Source organism: Streptococcus mitis (assembly GCA_001560895.1).
Lineage (GTDB): Bacteria > Bacillota > Bacilli > Lactobacillales > Streptococcaceae > Streptococcus > Streptococcus mitis_Q.
In genome coordinates, this window is sequence record CP014326.1 from 664,486 (window position 1) to 683,206 (window position 18,721).

Annotated in this window: 9 protein-coding genes; all 9 read left to right on the forward strand. The window is 41.0% G+C overall.

What is annotated here, in order from left to right:
• Positions 1 to 102: 102 nt before the first annotated feature.
• The 9 genes from AXK38_03385 (at position 103) to AXK38_03425 (ending at position 18,652) form a co-directional block, all read left to right on the forward strand.
• On the forward strand, positions 103 to 12,150 hold the full coding sequence (locus AXK38_03385) for a hypothetical protein (protein AMH88350.1): 12,048 nt from the start codon (positions 103 to 105) through the stop codon (positions 12,148 to 12,150).
• A 176-nt stretch (positions 12,151 to 12,326) separates the two neighbouring features.
• Positions 12,327 to 13,457 carry a coproporphyrinogen III oxidase gene (locus tag AXK38_03390; protein AMH88351.1) on the forward strand — a complete coding sequence of 377 codons (1,131 nt, stop codon included), beginning with the start codon at positions 12,327 to 12,329 and terminating at the stop codon, positions 13,455 to 13,457.
• A gap of 4 nt (positions 13,458 to 13,461) precedes the next feature.
• A complete protein-coding gene (locus AXK38_03395) occupies positions 13,462 to 14,199 on the forward strand; it encodes an acyl-ACP thioesterase (protein AMH88352.1) in 738 nt (245 codons plus the stop codon).
• 9 nt (positions 14,200 to 14,208) lie between these two features.
• Positions 14,209 to 14,982 (forward strand): HAD family hydrolase, encoded by a 774-nt coding sequence (locus tag AXK38_03400; GenBank protein AMH88353.1) that lies wholly within the window; start codon positions 14,209 to 14,211, stop codon positions 14,980 to 14,982.
• Positions 14,972 to 15,589: a hypothetical protein gene (locus tag AXK38_03405; GenBank protein AMH88354.1), complete on the forward strand. Its 618-nt coding sequence runs from the start codon at positions 14,972 to 14,974 to the stop codon at positions 15,587 to 15,589. Before AXK38_03400 ends, AXK38_03405 begins: the two co-directional genes overlap by 11 nt.
• A 315-nt stretch (positions 15,590 to 15,904) precedes the next feature.
• Complete coding sequence (locus AXK38_03410) at positions 15,905 to 16,306, forward strand: arsenate reductase (protein AMH88355.1); 402 nt, start codon at positions 15,905 to 15,907, stop codon at positions 16,304 to 16,306.
• Positions 16,306 to 16,584 (forward strand): hypothetical protein, encoded by a 279-nt coding sequence (locus AXK38_03415; protein AMH88356.1) that lies wholly within the window; start codon positions 16,306 to 16,308, stop codon positions 16,582 to 16,584. The genes AXK38_03410 and AXK38_03415 overlap by 1 nt, the downstream gene beginning before the upstream one ends.
• Positions 16,574 to 17,347: an inositol monophosphatase gene (locus AXK38_03420; protein ID AMH88357.1), complete on the forward strand. Its 774-nt coding sequence runs from the start codon at positions 16,574 to 16,576 to the stop codon at positions 17,345 to 17,347. The genes AXK38_03415 and AXK38_03420 overlap by 11 nt, the downstream gene beginning before the upstream one ends.
• Positions 17,348 to 18,652, forward strand: a complete 1,305-nt coding sequence (locus AXK38_03425; protein AMH88358.1) for a 23S rRNA methyltransferase — start codon at positions 17,348 to 17,350, stop codon at positions 18,650 to 18,652. It begins immediately after the preceding gene.
• Positions 18,653 to 18,721: the final 69 nt, after the last annotated feature.

Consider the following 18,721-nt stretch of genomic DNA (forward strand, 5'->3'; position numbering starts at 1 on the left):
AACATGCTCATCATAGTAGGCTTCATGGGTGCGTTACTATAAGAAGTGTAGCCATGAAGAATACTTTTAATTTGATTTTGTGTTTTAACATAAGGAGGAACAATGGAAAATAAATCAAATTCGCTCAATAGAATCAAGCGCCAGCAACGTGAAAAAGTTTTGCGCTTTTCTATTCGTAAGTATAGTTTCGGTGCCGCTTCAGTAGCTGTTGCAGCGCTGATGTTTTTGGGTGCCCGCGCTGCGAGTGCGGATAGTCTAGTTGACAAGACTTCACAACTTAATACAGGTGTAGTGAACCCTAAAGATAAGGTCGATTCGCCTGTGGATGTTGCAGCATCTACTGACAATAAAGTAGACGCAGAAAATCAAGCGCTTACAACTGCTGCACCTAGCGCGTCTACAGTTGATAAAGCCAAGTTGAAAAAAGTAGTTGAAGAATTAAATGCTCTTCTTTCAACTAAATTAAATCTTGACGAGTCAGTAGTATCGCCTGTTAAAGACAGACTTCAAAAAGGGAAAGAAGCCCTAGAAAGTTCTGAGCTAGCTCAAAAGGATATCGATGAACTTGTAGAACTCTTGTCTAAAGATGTGACAGTTGTATCAGCTGCTAAGGAAGTAACTGAGGTTCAAGTTGATAAACAAGCAGATAAAACTGAGAAGCCAGCCGACAATCTAGCAAGTCAAACTTCTCCTGAAGTAAGCGCAAGCGAAGAGAACCAAACTGTATCAACTAAAAAAGATTCTTTGAAAGTATCTGTAGATCAATTGCAGGCAGCTGTTTTGGAATTGCCTGAGCAGGAGACCAGCAAAGAAGTTCTTGAAAAAGCCAATGAACTATTGGGCTTGGCACAAGGTGTTCTTGAAAATACAACAGTTTCTTTGACCGATGTTGAAGATATGACAAAACGTGTGAAGAGAATGTTTAACTCTGTTAAAAACGCTACAACACGTTTGACTTCAGGTGCTCGTGACTCACGTAATGGCAAGAGCATGGCTCAAGGTACAAACTTTAGAGCAAATGGTGAAATTAATCAAGGTGCTTTAACTAATGTTAAATATTTTGCTTCTGTCGATCCGAGAGAGAACGGTGGACGAAGAACAATAAATGATAATCCTGAGTTTACTAGAAATAAGACTGATATTAAGGCAACTTATGTACAAGATAGTGAAGGTAAATGGATCGTCTATGATGTCTTTTTCAATAACGATGGGAAAAAGATGACGGAAAGTTCATACCAACAACAGTATTATTTCCAAGCACCATTTAATATCATGGATCCTTCTAATACAGTAAGAGATTTAAGGTTCACACGTTATAGTCCTAAGAATCCAAATGCTGGTAAAAAACTTTCTGATGGATTTGAAGCGTTTAATCAATATGGGAACACAGCTTATATCTCAAATCCATGGGGACAACAATACAAAATTTTTAATAATGATGGATACTCATTTTACGATCCAAGTTCAGGGGTAACTCGTAATGATCAAAGAAAGGATGTATTTAAGAACAACGAAAATGATCCTACATTAAACACACTTACGAAAGATAAAAATGGAAAATATCCTAAATTATCATATTATTTAGGTGTCAAATTAGGAAGAGAGAGTACAAACTATGCTATGCATATGCATGCTAAGATTAAAATAAGAGATAATGTGACTCCTCAAGAAGCAGCTCAATACGGTCGTGTCTATGCAGCCTCAACAACATCAGGATGGACTACTAATCAGTCTTATATTATGGGGGCAACAGGTTCTCGTTTACAAAATGATCCAGATGCACCAAAAGATCCAATTAAAGGTTTAACCGTTACAAAAACAGTTGGAGATGACGCAGGAGACCCAATAAACCCTGTATCTTCAGGTTATGTTAAACATGGAAAAAACGGAACTTTCCCTCCAGGTATGAACTGGACTTGGAAAGATAATAAGTCACCAAGTACAGCAGAAGCCGGAGTATTCAAGTATAAATCTATTGCAACTTATAAAGATGGTTCAAGTTCAGAAGATAAAAATTCTGGTTCAGATGGAACAGTTACATTAAACGTTAAACCAAAACAACCGACGATTACATCAAGTGTTGCCAATAAAAAAGGCTTACCAGGTCAACAAATTACTGTAAATGTCGGAACCGGCGTGCCAAACGGTTCGACAGTGAAACTTTATGATGGTAATAGAGTTATTGGAACTGGAACAACTAATGGACAGACTGCTACAGTTACAGTTACAGAAGCTTTACCAGGAAATCCTATTAAGGCTGAAACAGTAGTTACTAATGCTAATGGAACAGTAACTTCTGATAAAAGTAACCCTGTTACTCCAACAGAAGCACCAGATAACCAACCACCTACATTAACAATCTCACCAGCTAGCCAAAACGTAGTAGAAGGTAAAACAGTAACCTTCACAGTAACAGCAAGAGACGATAAACATGTTAATTTTGATCCTAGTGATTTAACAACGAAATATGGTAAGAGACTTATTACAGGGAATGTATCTGCAACTCCATTAACAAACACGGATACTGAACAATCAAGACGAATTACAATTACAACAACTGCAGAAGATGTTGGTAAAACGAATACGATTACATTTAAGGCTACTGATAATGCAGGTCACGCAGCTAAACCAGTAACATTTACTTTCACTGTAACATCTCGTGACAAGATAGCTCCAACAATTACAGCAGGTGATGCTACAGTAACTAAAAACGAACCAATCACGCCAATCCCTGTAACAGCTGTAGATAATCCAGGTGGAGTTGGAATGCGTGATAATAATCCAATTGAGGTAAGCAATTTACCACAAGGATTAAAATATGAAAATGGCAAAATTACAGGAACTACGAATGCCAAAACAGGATTCTATACTGTAAAAATTAAAGCATATGATAAAAATAATAATTCTTCAGAAAAAACAATAAGAATTACTGTTCAAGAGCAAGCTAGCAAATATAATCCGACAGGAGACACGTTAACTGTAAACCAAGGTCAGCCAATCACAGATGATGCAGTAAAAGCAAAAGTGAAGAACTATGCACCAGGAACATTAACGGTACAAAGTAAACCAACTTCAACTGCAACAGCAGGAAATGCAGGAAATGCGGTAGTAAAAGTAACCTATTCAGATGGATCAAGTGATACTGTAAATGTACCAGTTACAGTAAAAGACGTAACAGGACCAACAATCACAGCCAATGATACAACTGTAACTAAAAACGAGCCAATTACACCAATCCCTGTAACAGCTGTAGATAATACAGGTGGTGTTGGAATGCGTGATAATAATCCAATTCAGGTAAGCAATTTACCACAAGGATTAAAATACGAAAATGGTCAAATTACAGGAACTACGAATGCTAAAACAGGATTCTATACAGTACGAATCACAGCATACGATAAAAACAATACGCCATCAACCAAAGCAATCAGAATCACTGTTCAAGAGCAAGCTAGCAAATATAATCCGACAGGAGACACGTTAACAGTTAACCAAGGTCAGCCAATCACAGATGAAGCAGTAAAAGCAAAAGTAACAAATTATGGCCCTGGAACATTGACAGTAGAAAGCAAACCAACTTCAACTGCAACAGCAGGAAATGCAGGAAATGCGGTAGTTAAAGTTACATATCCAGATGGATCAAGTGATACTGTAGATGTACCAGTTACAGTAAAAGACGTAACAGGCCCAACAATTACAGCAGAAAGCGCAATAGTAACTAAAAACACACCAATCACACCAATTCCTGTAACAGCTGTAGATAATACAGGTGGAGTTGGAATGCGTGATAATAATCCAATTCAGGTAAGCAATTTACCACAAGGATTAAAATACGAAAATGGTCAAATTACAGGAACTACGAACGCTAAGACAGGTTACTATACTGTAAAAATCACAGCGTATGATAAGAACAATACGCCATCAACCAAATCAATCAGAATCACTGTTCAAGATCAGTTAGCAGGAACAGTAACAGGAAAAACTGTCCCAGAAAAAACACCAGTACCAGCAAATACTAAGGTAGTAACACCAAATAGACCAGGTACAACGATTACAACAGATAAACCAGTAAATGGTTTAACAGTTGATAACGGCGGAAATCTAGTAGGAACACCAACAGTAGACAATTGGGAACCAAAAGAAGAAGAACGCACAGTCGAAATTCCAGTTAAAGTTAAAAATGGTGACGAAGAAGTTGTAGTGGATGTTCCTATAACAATCCAACGCGATACAGATGGAGACGGCATTCCAGATGTGACTGATCCAGACGATGACAACGATGGAATTCCAGATACAGAAGATGCAAATCCAAAAGTAGCTGATAAATTAACAGGAACAGTAACAGGAAAAACTGTACCAGAGAAAACACCTGTCCCAGCGAATACTAAGGTAGTAACACCAAACAAACCAGGTACAACGATTACAACAGATAAACCAGTAAATGGTTTAACAGTTGATAACGGCGGAAATCTAGTTGGAACACCAACAGTAGACAATTGGGAACCAAAAGAAGAAGAACGTACAGTTGAAATTCCAGTTAAACTGAAAAAAGGTACAGAAGAAGTTGTAGTTAAAGTTCCAGTTAAAATTCAACGCGATACAGATGGAGACGGTATTCCAGATGTGACTGATCCAGACGATGACAACGATGGAATTCCAGATACAGAAGATGCAAATCCAAAAGTAGCTGATAAATTAACAGGAACAGTAACAGGAAAAACTGTACCAGAGAAAACACCTGTCCCAGCGAATACTAAGGTAGTAACACCAAACAAACCAGGTACAACGATTACAACAGATAAACCAGTAAATGGTTTAACAGTTGATAACGGCGGAAATCTAGTTGGAACACCAACAGTAGACAATTGGGAACCAAAAGAAGAAGAACGTACAGTAGAGATTCCAGTTAAACTGAAAAAAGGCACAGAAGAAGTTGTAGTTAAAGTTCCAGTTAAAATTCAACGCGATACAGATGGAGACGGTATTCCAGATGTGACTGATCCAGACGATGACAACGATGGAATTCCAGATACAGAAGATGCAAATCCAAAAGTAGCGGATAAATTAACAGGAACAGTAACAGAAAAAACTGTCCCAGAAAAAACACCGGTACCAGCAAATACTAAGGTAATCACACCAAACAAACCAGGTACAACGATTACAACAGATAAACCAGTAAATGGTTTAACAGTGGATAATGACGGAAATCTAGTAGGAACACCAACAGTAGATAATTGGGAACCAAAAGAAGAAGAACGCACAGTCGAAATTCCAGTTAAACTGAAAAAAGGCACAGAAGAAGTTGTAGTCAAAGTTCCAGTTAAAATTCAACGTGATACAGATGGAGACGGTATTCCAGATGTGACTGATCCAGACGATGACAACGATGGAATTCCAGATGAGGAAGAAATCACAAATGGAACAGATCCTAAGACACCAACAACTCAAACTCCTACAATCGAAATTACTCAACAACCAAATGGAAATGCGATTGTAACACCTAAGAAACCAGATGGAAAACCATATCCACCAGGAACTAAGGTAGAAATCCCAGGTAAAGATAAGGATCACCCAATCACAGTAACAATCGGTGACAATGGATCAGGTGAAGTACCAAATGACAAACTTCCTAAGAAAGCTGTTCCAGGAAAAGGAACAGTAACAGAACCTAATAAGAACCCATCAAAACCAGTAGATGTAACAACACCAGCTCATAAGACACCAAAACTAGAGTTGGATCAAGATCCTGAGACAGGTGACGTAACAGTAACACCTAAGAAACCAGATGGTTCAACATTCCCACCAGGAACTAAGGTAGAAATCCCAGGTGAAAATGGTCCAATCACAGTAACAATCGGTGAAGACGGAAAAGGTAAAGTACCAAACAGTGAATTACCAGAAGGAAAAGTCCCAGGAACAGGTAAGATTACAGAGCCAGGTAAACCAACGGAAGAAGTTCCAGTTGAAACACCAGGTAAGATAACGCCAGGTGCTCCAACAACAGAACAACCAGTTGCGATTGAAATTAATCAAAAACCAAATGGTGATGCAGTAGTAACGCCTAAGAAAGAAGATGGAAAACCATACCCACCAGGAACTAAGGTAGAAATCCCAGGTGAAGATAAAGATGGTAACCCAATTACAATCACCGTTACGATTGGCGATAATGGTTCAGGTGAAGTACCAAATGACAATCTTCCTAAGAAAGCTATCCCAGGAAAAGGAAAAGTAACAGAACCTAATAAGAACCCATCACAACCAGTTCCAGTTGAAACACCGGCTCATAAGACACCAACACTAGATGTTGAACAAGATCCTAAGACAGGTGATGTAACAGTAACACCTAAGAAACCAGATGGCTCACCATTCCCATCAGGAACTAAGGTAGAAATTCCAGGTAAAGATAAAGACCACCCAATCACAGTCACAATCGGTGAAGACGGTAAAGGTAAAGTACCAAACAGTGAATTACCAGAAGGAAAAGTACCAGGAACAGGTAAGGTTACAGAACCAGGTAAACCAACGGAAGAAGTTCCAGTTGAAACACCAGCTCGTAAGATACCAACACTAGATGTTGAACAAGATCCTAAGACAGGTGACGTTACAGTAACACCGAAGAGACCAGATGGGTCAACATACCCACCAGGAACTACGGTAGAAATTCCAGGTAAAGATAAAGACCACCCAATCACTGTTACAATCGATGAAGAAGGTAAAGGTAAAGTACCAAATGCTGAATTACCAGAAGGAAAAGTACCAGGAACAGGTAAGATTACAGAACCAGGTAGACCAACAGAAGAAGTTCCTAATGTAACAACACCGGCTCATAAGACGCCAACACTAGATGTTGAACAAGATCCTAAGACAGGTGATGTAACAGTAACACCGAAGAGACCAGATGGTTCAACATTCCCACCAGGAACTAAGGTAGAAATTCCAGGTAAAGATAAGGATCACCCAATCACAGTAACAATCGGTGAAGACGGTAAAGGTAAAGTACCAAACAGTGAATTACCAGAAGGTAAAGTTCCAGGAACAGGTAAGATTACAGAACCAGGTAGACCAGCGGAAGAAGTTCCAAATGTAACAACACCGGCTCATAAGACACCAACACTAGATGTTGAACAAGATCCTAAGACAGGTGATGTAACAGTAACACCGAAGAGACCAGATGGTTCAACATACCCACCAGGAACTAAGGTAGAAATCCCAGGTAAAGATGGTAACCCAATCACAGTAACAATCGGTGAAGACGGTAAAGGTAAAGTACCAAACAGTGAATTACCAGAAGGTAAAGTTCCAGGAACAGGTAAGATTACAGAACCAGGTAGACCAACGGAAGAAGTTCCTAATGTAACCACACCGGCTCATAAGACACCAACACTAGATGTTGAACAAGATCCTAAGACAGGTGATGTAACAGTAACACCGAAGAGACCAGATGGTTCAACATTCCCACCAGGAACTAAGGTAGAAATTCCAGGTAAAGATAAGGATCACCCAATCACAGTAACAATCGGTGAAGACGGTAAAGGTAAAGTACCAAACAGTGAATTACCAGAAGGTAGAGTTCCAGGAACAGGTAAGATTACAGAACCAGGTAGACCAACGGAAGAAGTTCCAAATGTAACAACACCGGCTCATAAGACACCAACACTAGATGTTGAACAAGATCCTAAGACAGGTGATGTAACAGTAACACCGAAGAGACCAGATGGTTCAACATTCCCACCAGGAACTAAGGTAGAAATCCCAGGTAAAGATGGTAACCCAATCACAGTAACAATCGGTGAAGACGGTAAAGGTAAAGTACCAAACAGTGAACTACCAGAAGGTAAAGTTCCAGGAACAGGTAAGATTACAGAACCAGGAAAACCAACAGTGGAAGTTCCAGTAGAAACTCCAGCTAAGGTAACACCAGAAACACCAGTAACTGAAAAACCAGGTAAGATTGAAATTACTCAACAACCAAATGGAAATGCGATTGTAACGCCTAAGAAACCAGACGGTTCAACATACCCACCAGGAACTACGGTAGAAATTCCAGGTGAAAATGGCACACCAATCACAGTTACAATTGGCGACAATGGTTCAGGTGAAGTACCAAATGACAACCTTCCTAAGAAAGATGTCCCAGGTACAGGAACAGTAACCGAACCTAACAAGAAACCATCACAACCAGTAGATGTAACAACACCAGCTCGTAAGACACCAACACTAGATGTTGAACAAGATCCTAAGACAGGTGACGTTACAGTAACACCGAAGAGACCAGATGGGTCAACATACCCACCAGGAACTAAGGTAGAAATCCCAGGTAAAGATGGTAACCCAATCACAGTAACAATCGGTGAAGACGGTAAAGGTAAAGTACCAAACAGTGAACTACCAGAAGGTAAAGTTCCAGGAACAGGTAAGATTACAGAACCAGGAAAACCAACAGTGGAAGTTCCAGTAGAAACTCCAGCTAAGGTAACACCAGAAACACCAGTAACTGAAAAACCAGGTAAGATTGAAATTACTCAACAACCAAATGGAAATGCGATTGTAACGCCTAAGAAACCAGACGGTTCAACATACCCACCAGGAACTACGGTAGAAATTCCAGGTGAAAATGGCACACCAATCACAGTTACAATTGGCGACAATGGTTCAGGTGAAGTACCAAATGACAACCTTCCTAAGAAAGATGTCCCAGGTACAGGAACAGTAACCGAACCTAACAAGAAACCATCACAACCAGTAGATGTAACAACACCAGCTCGTAAGACACCAACACTAGATGTTGAACAAGATCCTAAGACAGGTGACGTTACAGTAACACCTAAGAAACCAGATGGCTCAACATTCCCACCAGGAACTAAGGTAGAAATCCCAGGTAAAGATGGTAACCCAATCACAGTAACAATCGGTGAAGACGGTAAAGGTAAAGTACCAAACAGTGAATTACCAGAAGGTAAAGTTCCAGGAACAGGTAAGATTACAGAACCAGGAAAACCAACAGTGGAAGTTCCAGTAGAAACTCCAGCTAAGGTAACACCAGAAACACCAGTAACTGAAAAACCAGGTAAGATTGAAATTACTCAACAACCAAATGGAAATGCGATTGTAACGCCTAAGAAACCAGACGGTTCAACATACCCACCAGGAACTACGGTAGAAATTCCAGGTGAAAATGGCACACCAATCACAGTTACAATTGGCGACAATGGTTCAGGTGAAGTACCAAATGACAACCTTCCTAAGAAAGATGTCCCAGGTACAGGAACAGTAACCGAACCTAACAAGAAACCATCACAACCAGTAGATGTAACAACACCAGCTCGTAAGACACCAACACTAGATGTTGAACAAGATCCTAAGACAGGTGACGTTACAGTAACACCTAAGAAACCAGATGGCTCAACATACCCACCAGGAACTAAGGTAGAAATCCCAGGTAAAGATGGTAACCCAATCACAGTCACAATCGGTGAAGACGGTAAAGGTAAAGTACCAAACAGTGAACTACCAGAAGGTAAAGTTCCAGGAACAGGTAAGATTACAGAACCAGGTCAACCAGCAGTTGAAGTTCCAGTAGAAACTCCAGCTAAGGTAACACCAGAAACACCAGTAACTGAAAAACCAGGTAAGATTGAAATTACTCAACAACCAAATGGAAATGCGATTGTAACGCCTAAGAAACCAGACGGTTCAACATACCCACCAGGAACTACGGTAGAAATTCCAGGTGAAAATGGCACACCAATCACAGTTACAATTGGCGACAATGGTTCAGGTGAAGTACCAAATGACAACCTTCCTAAGAAAGATGTCCCAGGTACAGGAACAGTAACCGAACCTAACAAGAAACCATCACAACCAGTAGATGTAACAACACCAGCTCGTAAGACACCAACACTAGATGTTGAACAAGATCCTAAGACAGGTGACGTTACAGTAACACCTAAGAAACCAGATGGCTCAACATTCCCACCAGGAACTAAGGTAGAAATCCCAGGTAAAGATGGTAACCCAATCACAGTAACAATCGGTGAAGACGGTAAAGGTAAAGTACCAAACAGTGAATTACCAGAAGGTAAAGTTCCAGGAACAGGTAAGATTACAGAACCAGGAAAACCAACAGTGGAAGTTCCAGTAGAAACTCCAGCTAAGGTAACACCAGAAACACCAGTAACTGAAAAACCAGGTAAGATTGAAATTACTCAACAACCAAATGGAAATGCGATTGTAACGCCTAAGAAACCAGACGGTTCAACATACCCACCAGGAACTACGGTAGAAATTCCAGGTGAAAATGGCACACCAATCACAGTTACAATTGGCGACAATGGTTCAGGTGAAGTACCAAATGACAACCTTCCTAAGAAAGATGTCCCAGGTACAGGAACAGTAACCGAACCTAACAAGAAACCATCACAACCAGTAGATGTAACAACACCAGCTCGTAAGACACCAACACTAGATGTTGAACAAGATCCTAAGACAGGTGACGTTACAGTAACACCTAAGAAACCAGATGGCTCAACATACCCACCAGGAACTAAGGTAGAAATCCCAGGTAAAGATGGTAACCCAATCACAGTCACAATCGGTGAAGACGGTAAAGGTAAAGTACCAAACAGTGAATTACCAGAAGGTAAAGTTCCAGGAACAGGTAAGATTACAGAACCAGGAAAACCAACAGTGGAAGTTCCAGTAGAAACTCCAGCTAAGGTAACACCAGAAACACCAGTAACTGAAAAACCAGGTAAGATTGAAATTACTCAACAACCAAATGGAAATGCGATTGTAACGCCTAAGAAACCAGACGGTTCAACATACCCACCAGGAACTACGGTAGAAATTCCAGGTGAAAATGGCACACCAATCACAGTTACAATTGGCGACAATGGTTCAGGTGAAGTACCAAATGACAACCTTCCTAAGAAAGATGTCCCAGGTACAGGAACAGTAACCGAACCTAACAAGAAACCATCACAACCAGTAGATGTAACAACACCAGCTCGTAAGACACCAACACTAGATGTTGAACAAGATCCTAAGACAGGTGACGTTACAGTAACACCTAAGAAACCAGATGGCTCAACATACCCACCAGGAACTAAGGTAGAAATCCCAGGTAAAGATGGTAACCCAATCACAGTCACAATCGGTGAAGACGGTAAAGGTAAAGTACCAAACAGTGAACTACCAGAAGGTAAAGTTCCAGGAACAGGTAAGATTACAGAACCAGGTCAACCAGCAGTTGAAGTTCCAGTAGAAACTCCAGCTAAGGTAACACCAGAAACACCAGTAACTGAAAAACCAGGTAAGATTGAAATTACTCAACAACCAAATGGAAATGCGATTGTAACGCCTAAGAAACCAGACGGTTCAACATACCCACCAGGAACTACGGTAGAAATTCCAGGTGAAAATGGCACACCAATCACAGTTACAATTGGCGACAATGGTTCAGGTGAAGTACCAAATGACAACCTTCCTAAGAAAGATGTCCCAGGTACAGGAACAGTAACCGAACCTAACAAGAAACCATCACAACCAGTAGATGTAACAACACCAGCTCGTAAGACACCAACACTAGATGTTGAACAAGATCCTAAGACAGGTGACGTTACAGTAACACCTAAGAAACCAGATGGCTCAACATACCCACCAGGAACTAAGGTAGAAATCCCAGGTAAAGATGGTAACCCAATCACAGTCACAATCGGTGAAGACGGTAAAGGTAAAGTACCAAACAGTGAATTACCAGAAGGTAAAGTTCCAGGAACAGCTAAGATTACTGAACCAGGTCAACCAGCAGTTGAAGTTCCAGTAGAAACTCCAGCTAAGGTAACACCAGAAACACCAGTAACTGAAAAACCAGTTGCACCAGTGACACCTGATACGCCAGTCAAACCTGACACTAATGGAGGTTCTGGTCAAGATACACCTGCACCAGCTACTCCAACTCCAAATGCAGTTACTCCGAATGCAGATCAGGTAGATACTAAGACTACTGTTGATAATGGAGCTAAGTCAAATGATTCTCAAAATGTATTGCCAAATACAGGAACAGAATCAAATGCTGCTCTTGCATCTCTAGGACTTCTTGGACTATTGAGTGGATTTGGACTTGTAGCTCGCAAGAAAAAAGAAGACTAAAAATTTAGTCAATTAAACATTCATTCTTTTGTATTGTAAAGACAAACTAGATTGGTTCTGGGAATCGTGTTAGTCATAAAATAAAAAGAATGTTTAGATAAAAAAAGCGAACAATACTAGGATTTTGTTAAACGGAATTCTAAGTATTGTTCGCTTTTTGTGGTATAATAATTACTATGCAGAAAAAACCAACGTCAGCCTATGTGCACATCCCATTTTGTACCCAGATTTGTTATTATTGCGACTTTTCAAAGGTCTTCATCAAGAATCAGCCAGTTGATAGCTATTTGGAGCATCTGCTGGAAGAGTTTCGTTCTTATGATATTCAAAAGTTGCGAACTCTTTATATCGGTGGTGGTACACCGACAGCCCTGTCGGCTCCGCAACTGGAGGTATTGCTGGATGGCTTGACTAAAAACTTGGACTTGTCAGTCTTGGAAGAGTTGACCATTGAAGCCAATCCTGGAGACTTGGATGCGGATAAGATTGCTGTTTTGAAAAATTCGGCTGTCAATCGTGTTTCACTAGGTGTCCAGACCTTTGATGACAAGATGCTGAAAAAGATTGGGCGCAGTCATTTGGAGAAGGATATTTATGAAAATATCGACCGTCTGAAACTGGCTGGCTTTGACAACATCTCTATTGACTTGATTTATGCGCTACCTGGCCAGACTATGGACCAGGTCAAGGAAAACGTGGCTAAAGCCATTGGACTGGATATTCCCCACATGAGTCTCTATAGCTTGATTTTGGAAAACCATACGGTCTTTATGAATCGGATGCGACGTGGGAAATTGCCTCTGCCTAAAGAGGAACTGGAAGCGGAGATGTTTGAGTACATCATTGCAGAGCTAGAGCGAGCAGGTTTTGAGCATTATGAGATTTCCAATTTTTCCAAACCTGGTTTTGAAAGTCGCCACAATCTCATGTACTGGGACAATGCCGAATACTATGGCATCGGTGCTGGGGCATCTGGTTATGTCAATGGTGTTCGTTATAAAAATCATGGTCCCATTCGTCATTATCTCAGTGCGGTTGAGGAAGGGAATGCTCGTATCACAGAAGAGCACCTGAGTCAAAAAGAGCAAATGGAAGAAGAAATGTTCCTGGGGCTTCGCAAGAAATCAGGGGTTTCTATGGCGCGATTTGAGGAGAAATTTGGTCGGCCGTTTGAGGGACTTTATGGAGAAATTGTCAGAGACTTGGTGCAACAAGGTCTCATGCAAATAGAGGGTGACCGCGTGCGCATGACAAAGAGAGGTCTCTTTTTGGGAGACACCGTAGCAGAACGATTTATTTTGGAGTAGGATCATGGGCTTAACTTATCAGATGAAAATGAAAATTCCTTTTGATATGGCTGATATGAACGGTCATATTAAACTTCCAGATGTGATTTTACTATCCCTACAAGTTTCAGGGATGCAGTCGATTGAGTTAGGAGTTAGTGATAAGGCCATTTTAGAAGACTATAATCTGGTCTGGATTATCACAGACTATGATATTGAGGTAGTTCGTTTGCCTCGTTTTGCGGAAGAAATTACCATCGAAACGGAAGCTTTGAGCTACAATCGACTCTTTTGCTACCGTCGCTTTACCATTTATGATGAAACGGGGCAGGAGCTTATCCACATGATGGCGACCTTTGTTCTCATGGACCGAGACAGTCGAAAAGTCCATGCTGTCGAACCTGAGATTGTGGCTCCTTACCAGTCTGATTTTGATAAAAAGCTTATCCGCGGACCAAAGTATGAGCTTTTGGAAGAGCCAGTCAGCAAGGATTACCATGTTCGTTTTTACGACTTGGATATGAATGGTCATGTCAATAACAGTAAATACTTGGACTGGATTTTTGAGGTCATGGGAGCGGATTTTTTGACCCAGTATATTCCCAAGAAAATCAACCTCAAGTATGTCAAGGAAGTGCGACCAGGTGGAGTGATTACATCGGCTGTTGAAGGGACTGGATTGGAAAGCAAGCATGAAATTACAAGCGATGGAGCTACTAATGCCCAAGCCATCATCACATGGCAAGAAATAAAAAAGGATTAAAGAGAAAGTATGAAATATAAAGGCTATTTAATTGATTTAGACGGTACTATTTATAAGGGGAAAGATCGAATCCCGGCAGGAGAGGCTTTTGTCCATGAATTGCAACAGCGGGACATCCCCTATCTCTTTGTAACCAACAATACAACCCGCACTCCAGAGAGCGTTCAGGAGATGTTGGCTCAGAATTTTAATATCGATACGGCCCTATCGACTGTCTACACAGCGACCTTGGCAACGATCGACTATATGAATGACTTGGGACTGGAAAAGACCGTCTATGTCATTGGTGAAGTAGGGCTCAAGGAAGCCATCAAGGCGGCTGGTTATGTGGAAGACAAGGAAAATCCTGCCTATGTGGTAGTAGGTCTGGACTGGCAGGTCGACTATGAAAAATTTGCGACAGCAACTCTGGCTATCCAAAAGGGTGCTCACTTTATCGGAACCAATCCTGACCTTAACATTCCAACAGAACGAGGACTTTTGCCAGGTGCTGGTTCACTGATTACGCTACTTGAAGTAGCAACACGAGTGAAGCCTGTTTATATCGGGAAACCAAATGCTATCATTATGAACAAGGCGGTTGAGCACTTAGGTTTGGAACGTGAAGAATTAATCATGGTTGGGGACAATTATTTGACTGATATTCGAGCAGGGATTGACAATGGCATTCCAACGCTCTTGGTAACAACAGGTTTTACCAAGGCAGAAGAAGTGGCAGACCTGCCAATCGCACCGACTCATGTGGTTTCTAGCCTTGCGGAGTGGAACTTTGATGAAAACTAAACTGACTTTTTGGGGCTCTATGCTCTTTCTCTTCTCTCTTTCAATCCTTCTGACCATTTATCTAGCTTGGATTTTCTATCCGTTTGAAATTCAGTGGCTGAACTTAACGAATCGGGTCTATTTAAAACCAGAAACTATTCAGTACAACTTTCATATCTTGATGAATTACCTGACCAATCCTTTTAGTCAGATCTTACAGATGCCTGATTTTCGTTCGTCAGCTGCTGGGCTACACCATTTTGCAGTGGTCAAGAACCTCTTTCACCTAGTTCAGCTAGTAGCCTTAGTGACACTGCCAAGTTTCTATGTCTTTGTCAAAGGGATTGTGAAAAAGGGCTTCTTGTCTCTATTTAGTAAAGGGCTTTTGGCTCTAGTAGTCTTGCCTGTGCTGATTGGTCTTGGGGGAGTTTTGATTGGTTTTGACCAATTCTTTACTCTTTTCCATCAAATTCTCTTTGTGGGAGATGATACCTGGCTTTTTGATCCAGCCAAGGATCCTGTCATTCTGATTTTGCCAGAGACCTTCTTCCTTCATGCTTTTCTCCTCTTTTTTGCCCTCTATGAAAGCTTCTTTGGCTATCTTTATCTGAAAAGTCGTAGGAAGTGAACCGAAAGATGTTCTTATTTCGCATGTATAAATTAGGTATATGATTCGAAACTATCGTTAATACTCAATGAAAATCAAAGAGCAAACTAGGAAACTAGCCGCAGGCTGTACTTGAGTACGGCAAGGCGACGTTGACGCAGTTTGAAGAGATTTTCGAAGAGTATAAGAGTGAATTAACTAATTCTGAATAGTATCAATCGTTCGCAAACAGTCTATTTTTCTTGAAAAATAGGCTTTTTTTCTAAAAATCCCTAGTCAAGCGCTTTATTTTTTTGTATAATAGAAGTAGCAAAGTATAGATAAGAAGAGAAAAGCATGATTACACTATTTCTATCACCGAGCTGTACTTCATGTCGTAAGGCAAAGGCCTGGTTAGAAAAACATAAGGTGCCCTTTGAGGAGCACAATATTATGACCAGTCCCTTAACAAGAAAGGAATTGCAACACATTCTTTCCTTGACCGAAAATGGTACTGATGACATCATTTCAACTCGTTCAAAAATTTTTCAAAAATTAGATATTGATGTAGAAAGTATTTCGGTATCGGAATTGCTTCATTTGATTGAGCAGTACCCTAGTCTTTTGCGTCGCCCAATTATTATCGATGCCAAACGCATGCAGATCGGTTTTAATGAAGATGAGATTCGTGCTTTTCTCCCTCGTAGTTATCGTAAGCAAGAACTAAAAGAAGCAAGAATGAGAGCTGGTATTAGTTAATGAACAAACAGTATAGTTACCCACTAGATTTGTCGTGGAGCACTGAAGAACTTGCTTCAGTGCTTTCTTTTTTTAATGATGTTGAAGCTGCCTATGAAGGCAAGGTAGAGGCTAAAAAGTTACTAAACTCCTATAAGGGATTCAAATTGGTTGTGCCAAGCAAGAGTGAAGAGAAGCGTTTGGGACGAGAATTTGAAACGGTTAGTGGCTATTCGCTTTACCGAGCAGTTCAGGCTGCCAAGGAAAAAGGGGAAGGAAAGATTTCTCTTGGAAAGTAAGTTTGAATTTGCTAAAGAGCTAATTAGGAAAGCGGGCCAGTACATCCTTGATCATATGCAGGAAGACTTGCAGGTTGAGACCAAGTCCTCTCCGACAGACTTGGTGACCAGACTGGACAAGGAAGTTCAGGAACTCTTGGTTGGTGAGATTTTATCCCGTTATCCTGAGGATAAGATTTGTGCTGAAGAGGGCTGTTTGCGTGCTTCAGTTCAAGAGGGCAAGGTTTGGGTCATTGATCCTATTGATGGTACCAATAACTTTGTAGCCCAGCAGGAAGATTTCGCTGTCATGATGGCTTATTTTGAAAATGGTCAAGGGCAGTTTGGCTTGATTTATGATGTGGTCAAAGGGGATTGTTATCACGGTGGTGGGGAATTTCCAGTTTGCCGAAATGATAAGCCCCTAGCTCCCTTTAAAGCAAAACCACTTGGAGATTTTCTCATTGCAGGGAATAGTGGCATGCTGGAAACCAATGAATGGGGATTGGCTGATTTGAGTCGAGCGGTCCTCGGTGTACGTGTCTATGGGAGTGCGGCCATTAGTTTTGCCAAGATTTTGTCAGGGCGTTTGTTGACCTATGTCACTTATCTGCAACCATGGGATTATGCTGCCGCTAGTATTTTAGGGGAAAGTCTGGGCTATCGGGTTGTGACTCTTTCTGGTGAAACTCCTGATTTTCAAACCAGACAGCCTGTCATGATGGTGCCTCTTGAGATGCAGGAGGAAATTCAGTCCTATATTTATGAAAGGAAAAGAACTTAAATGCAATTTCCAGAAGGATTTGTTGAAAAATATGAAGAGATACTAGGAGATGAGGCAAGAGATTTTCTTGCCTCTTTTGAGGAGGAAGCGGTTTCGGCCTTTCGGATCAATCCTTTAAAAGAAGCCCAAGCTTCATTTTCTGATCCTATTCCTCAAACACCTTGGGGCCAATATGGGAAGGTTTCAGGAAAATCGCCTGAGCATGCTACTGGTTTGGTTTATTCGCAAGAACCCGCTGCTCAAATGGTGGCTCAGGTAGCCCAGCCTAGTCCTGGGATGAAGGTTTTAGATTTGGCTGCTGCACCGGGTGGAAAATCAACTCAGCTAGCAGCCTATTTAGCAGGTGAAGGACTTCTCGTCTCCAACGAAATTTCAAGCAAACGGGCTAAGATTTTAGTAGAAAATATGGAGCGCTTTGGTGCGACAAATGTTGTGGTGACCAATGAATCTGCTGACCGCTTGGCCAAGGTTTTTAAGGGCTATTTTGACCTCATTGTCCTTGATGCCCCTTGCTCTGGTGAAGGGATGTTTCGTAAGCAGCCAGATGCTATGGACTATTGGAGCTTAGATTATCCGAGCCAATGTGCTAGTTTGCAAAGAGAAATTCTGGAGGATGCAGTGACCATGTTAGCTGAAGGTGGCCGTCTGGTTTATTCGACCTGCACTTGGGCACCTGAGGAAAACGAAGAGGTTGTCAATTGGTTGTTGGAAGAGTATGATTTTGATTTGTTGCCAGTTGAACATATCAATGGAATGGTAGCTGGTATTGACCTGCCAGAAACGGCTCGGATGTATCCTAATTATTTTAAGGGAGAGGGACAGTTTGTAGCCCATCTACAGTTTAAGGGTGAAAATCCAACCCCTAAATTTAAGGCAAGTAAGAGCAATCTCAGCCGAGAACAAGTTGCCTTGTGGCAGGAATTTGCCCAAGACCACTTGAAAGTTAATCTATCGGGAATCTTGCAGACTTTTGGAGACCAGCTTTATCTCTTACCAGAACTTTTACCAGATTTAGGGAAACTCAAGATAGCTCGCAATGGCCTGCATTTGGGTACCTTTAAGAAGAAACGTTTTGAACCTAGTTTTGCTCTTGGCTTAGCCTTGAAACCGAGTCAGATCAAGCAGTCGGTTGAAATTGACCAAGAAGGGTTTGTAAAGTATGTGGCTGGAGAGACTGTTCAGCTTGAGGAAAGTCTGCCAAATGGTTGGTACCAAGTTTTGGTTCAGGGCAATGGTTTGGGTTTTGCTAAGGTGACTGGAAATGTTTTGAAAAATTATTTTCCAAAAGGCCTCAGATTCAAGTGAAAATGCTAGTCAAAGTAGCTTGTCTATGTTATAGTGGAAGTATGGATTTTTTTCAAATTGTCTTTCATT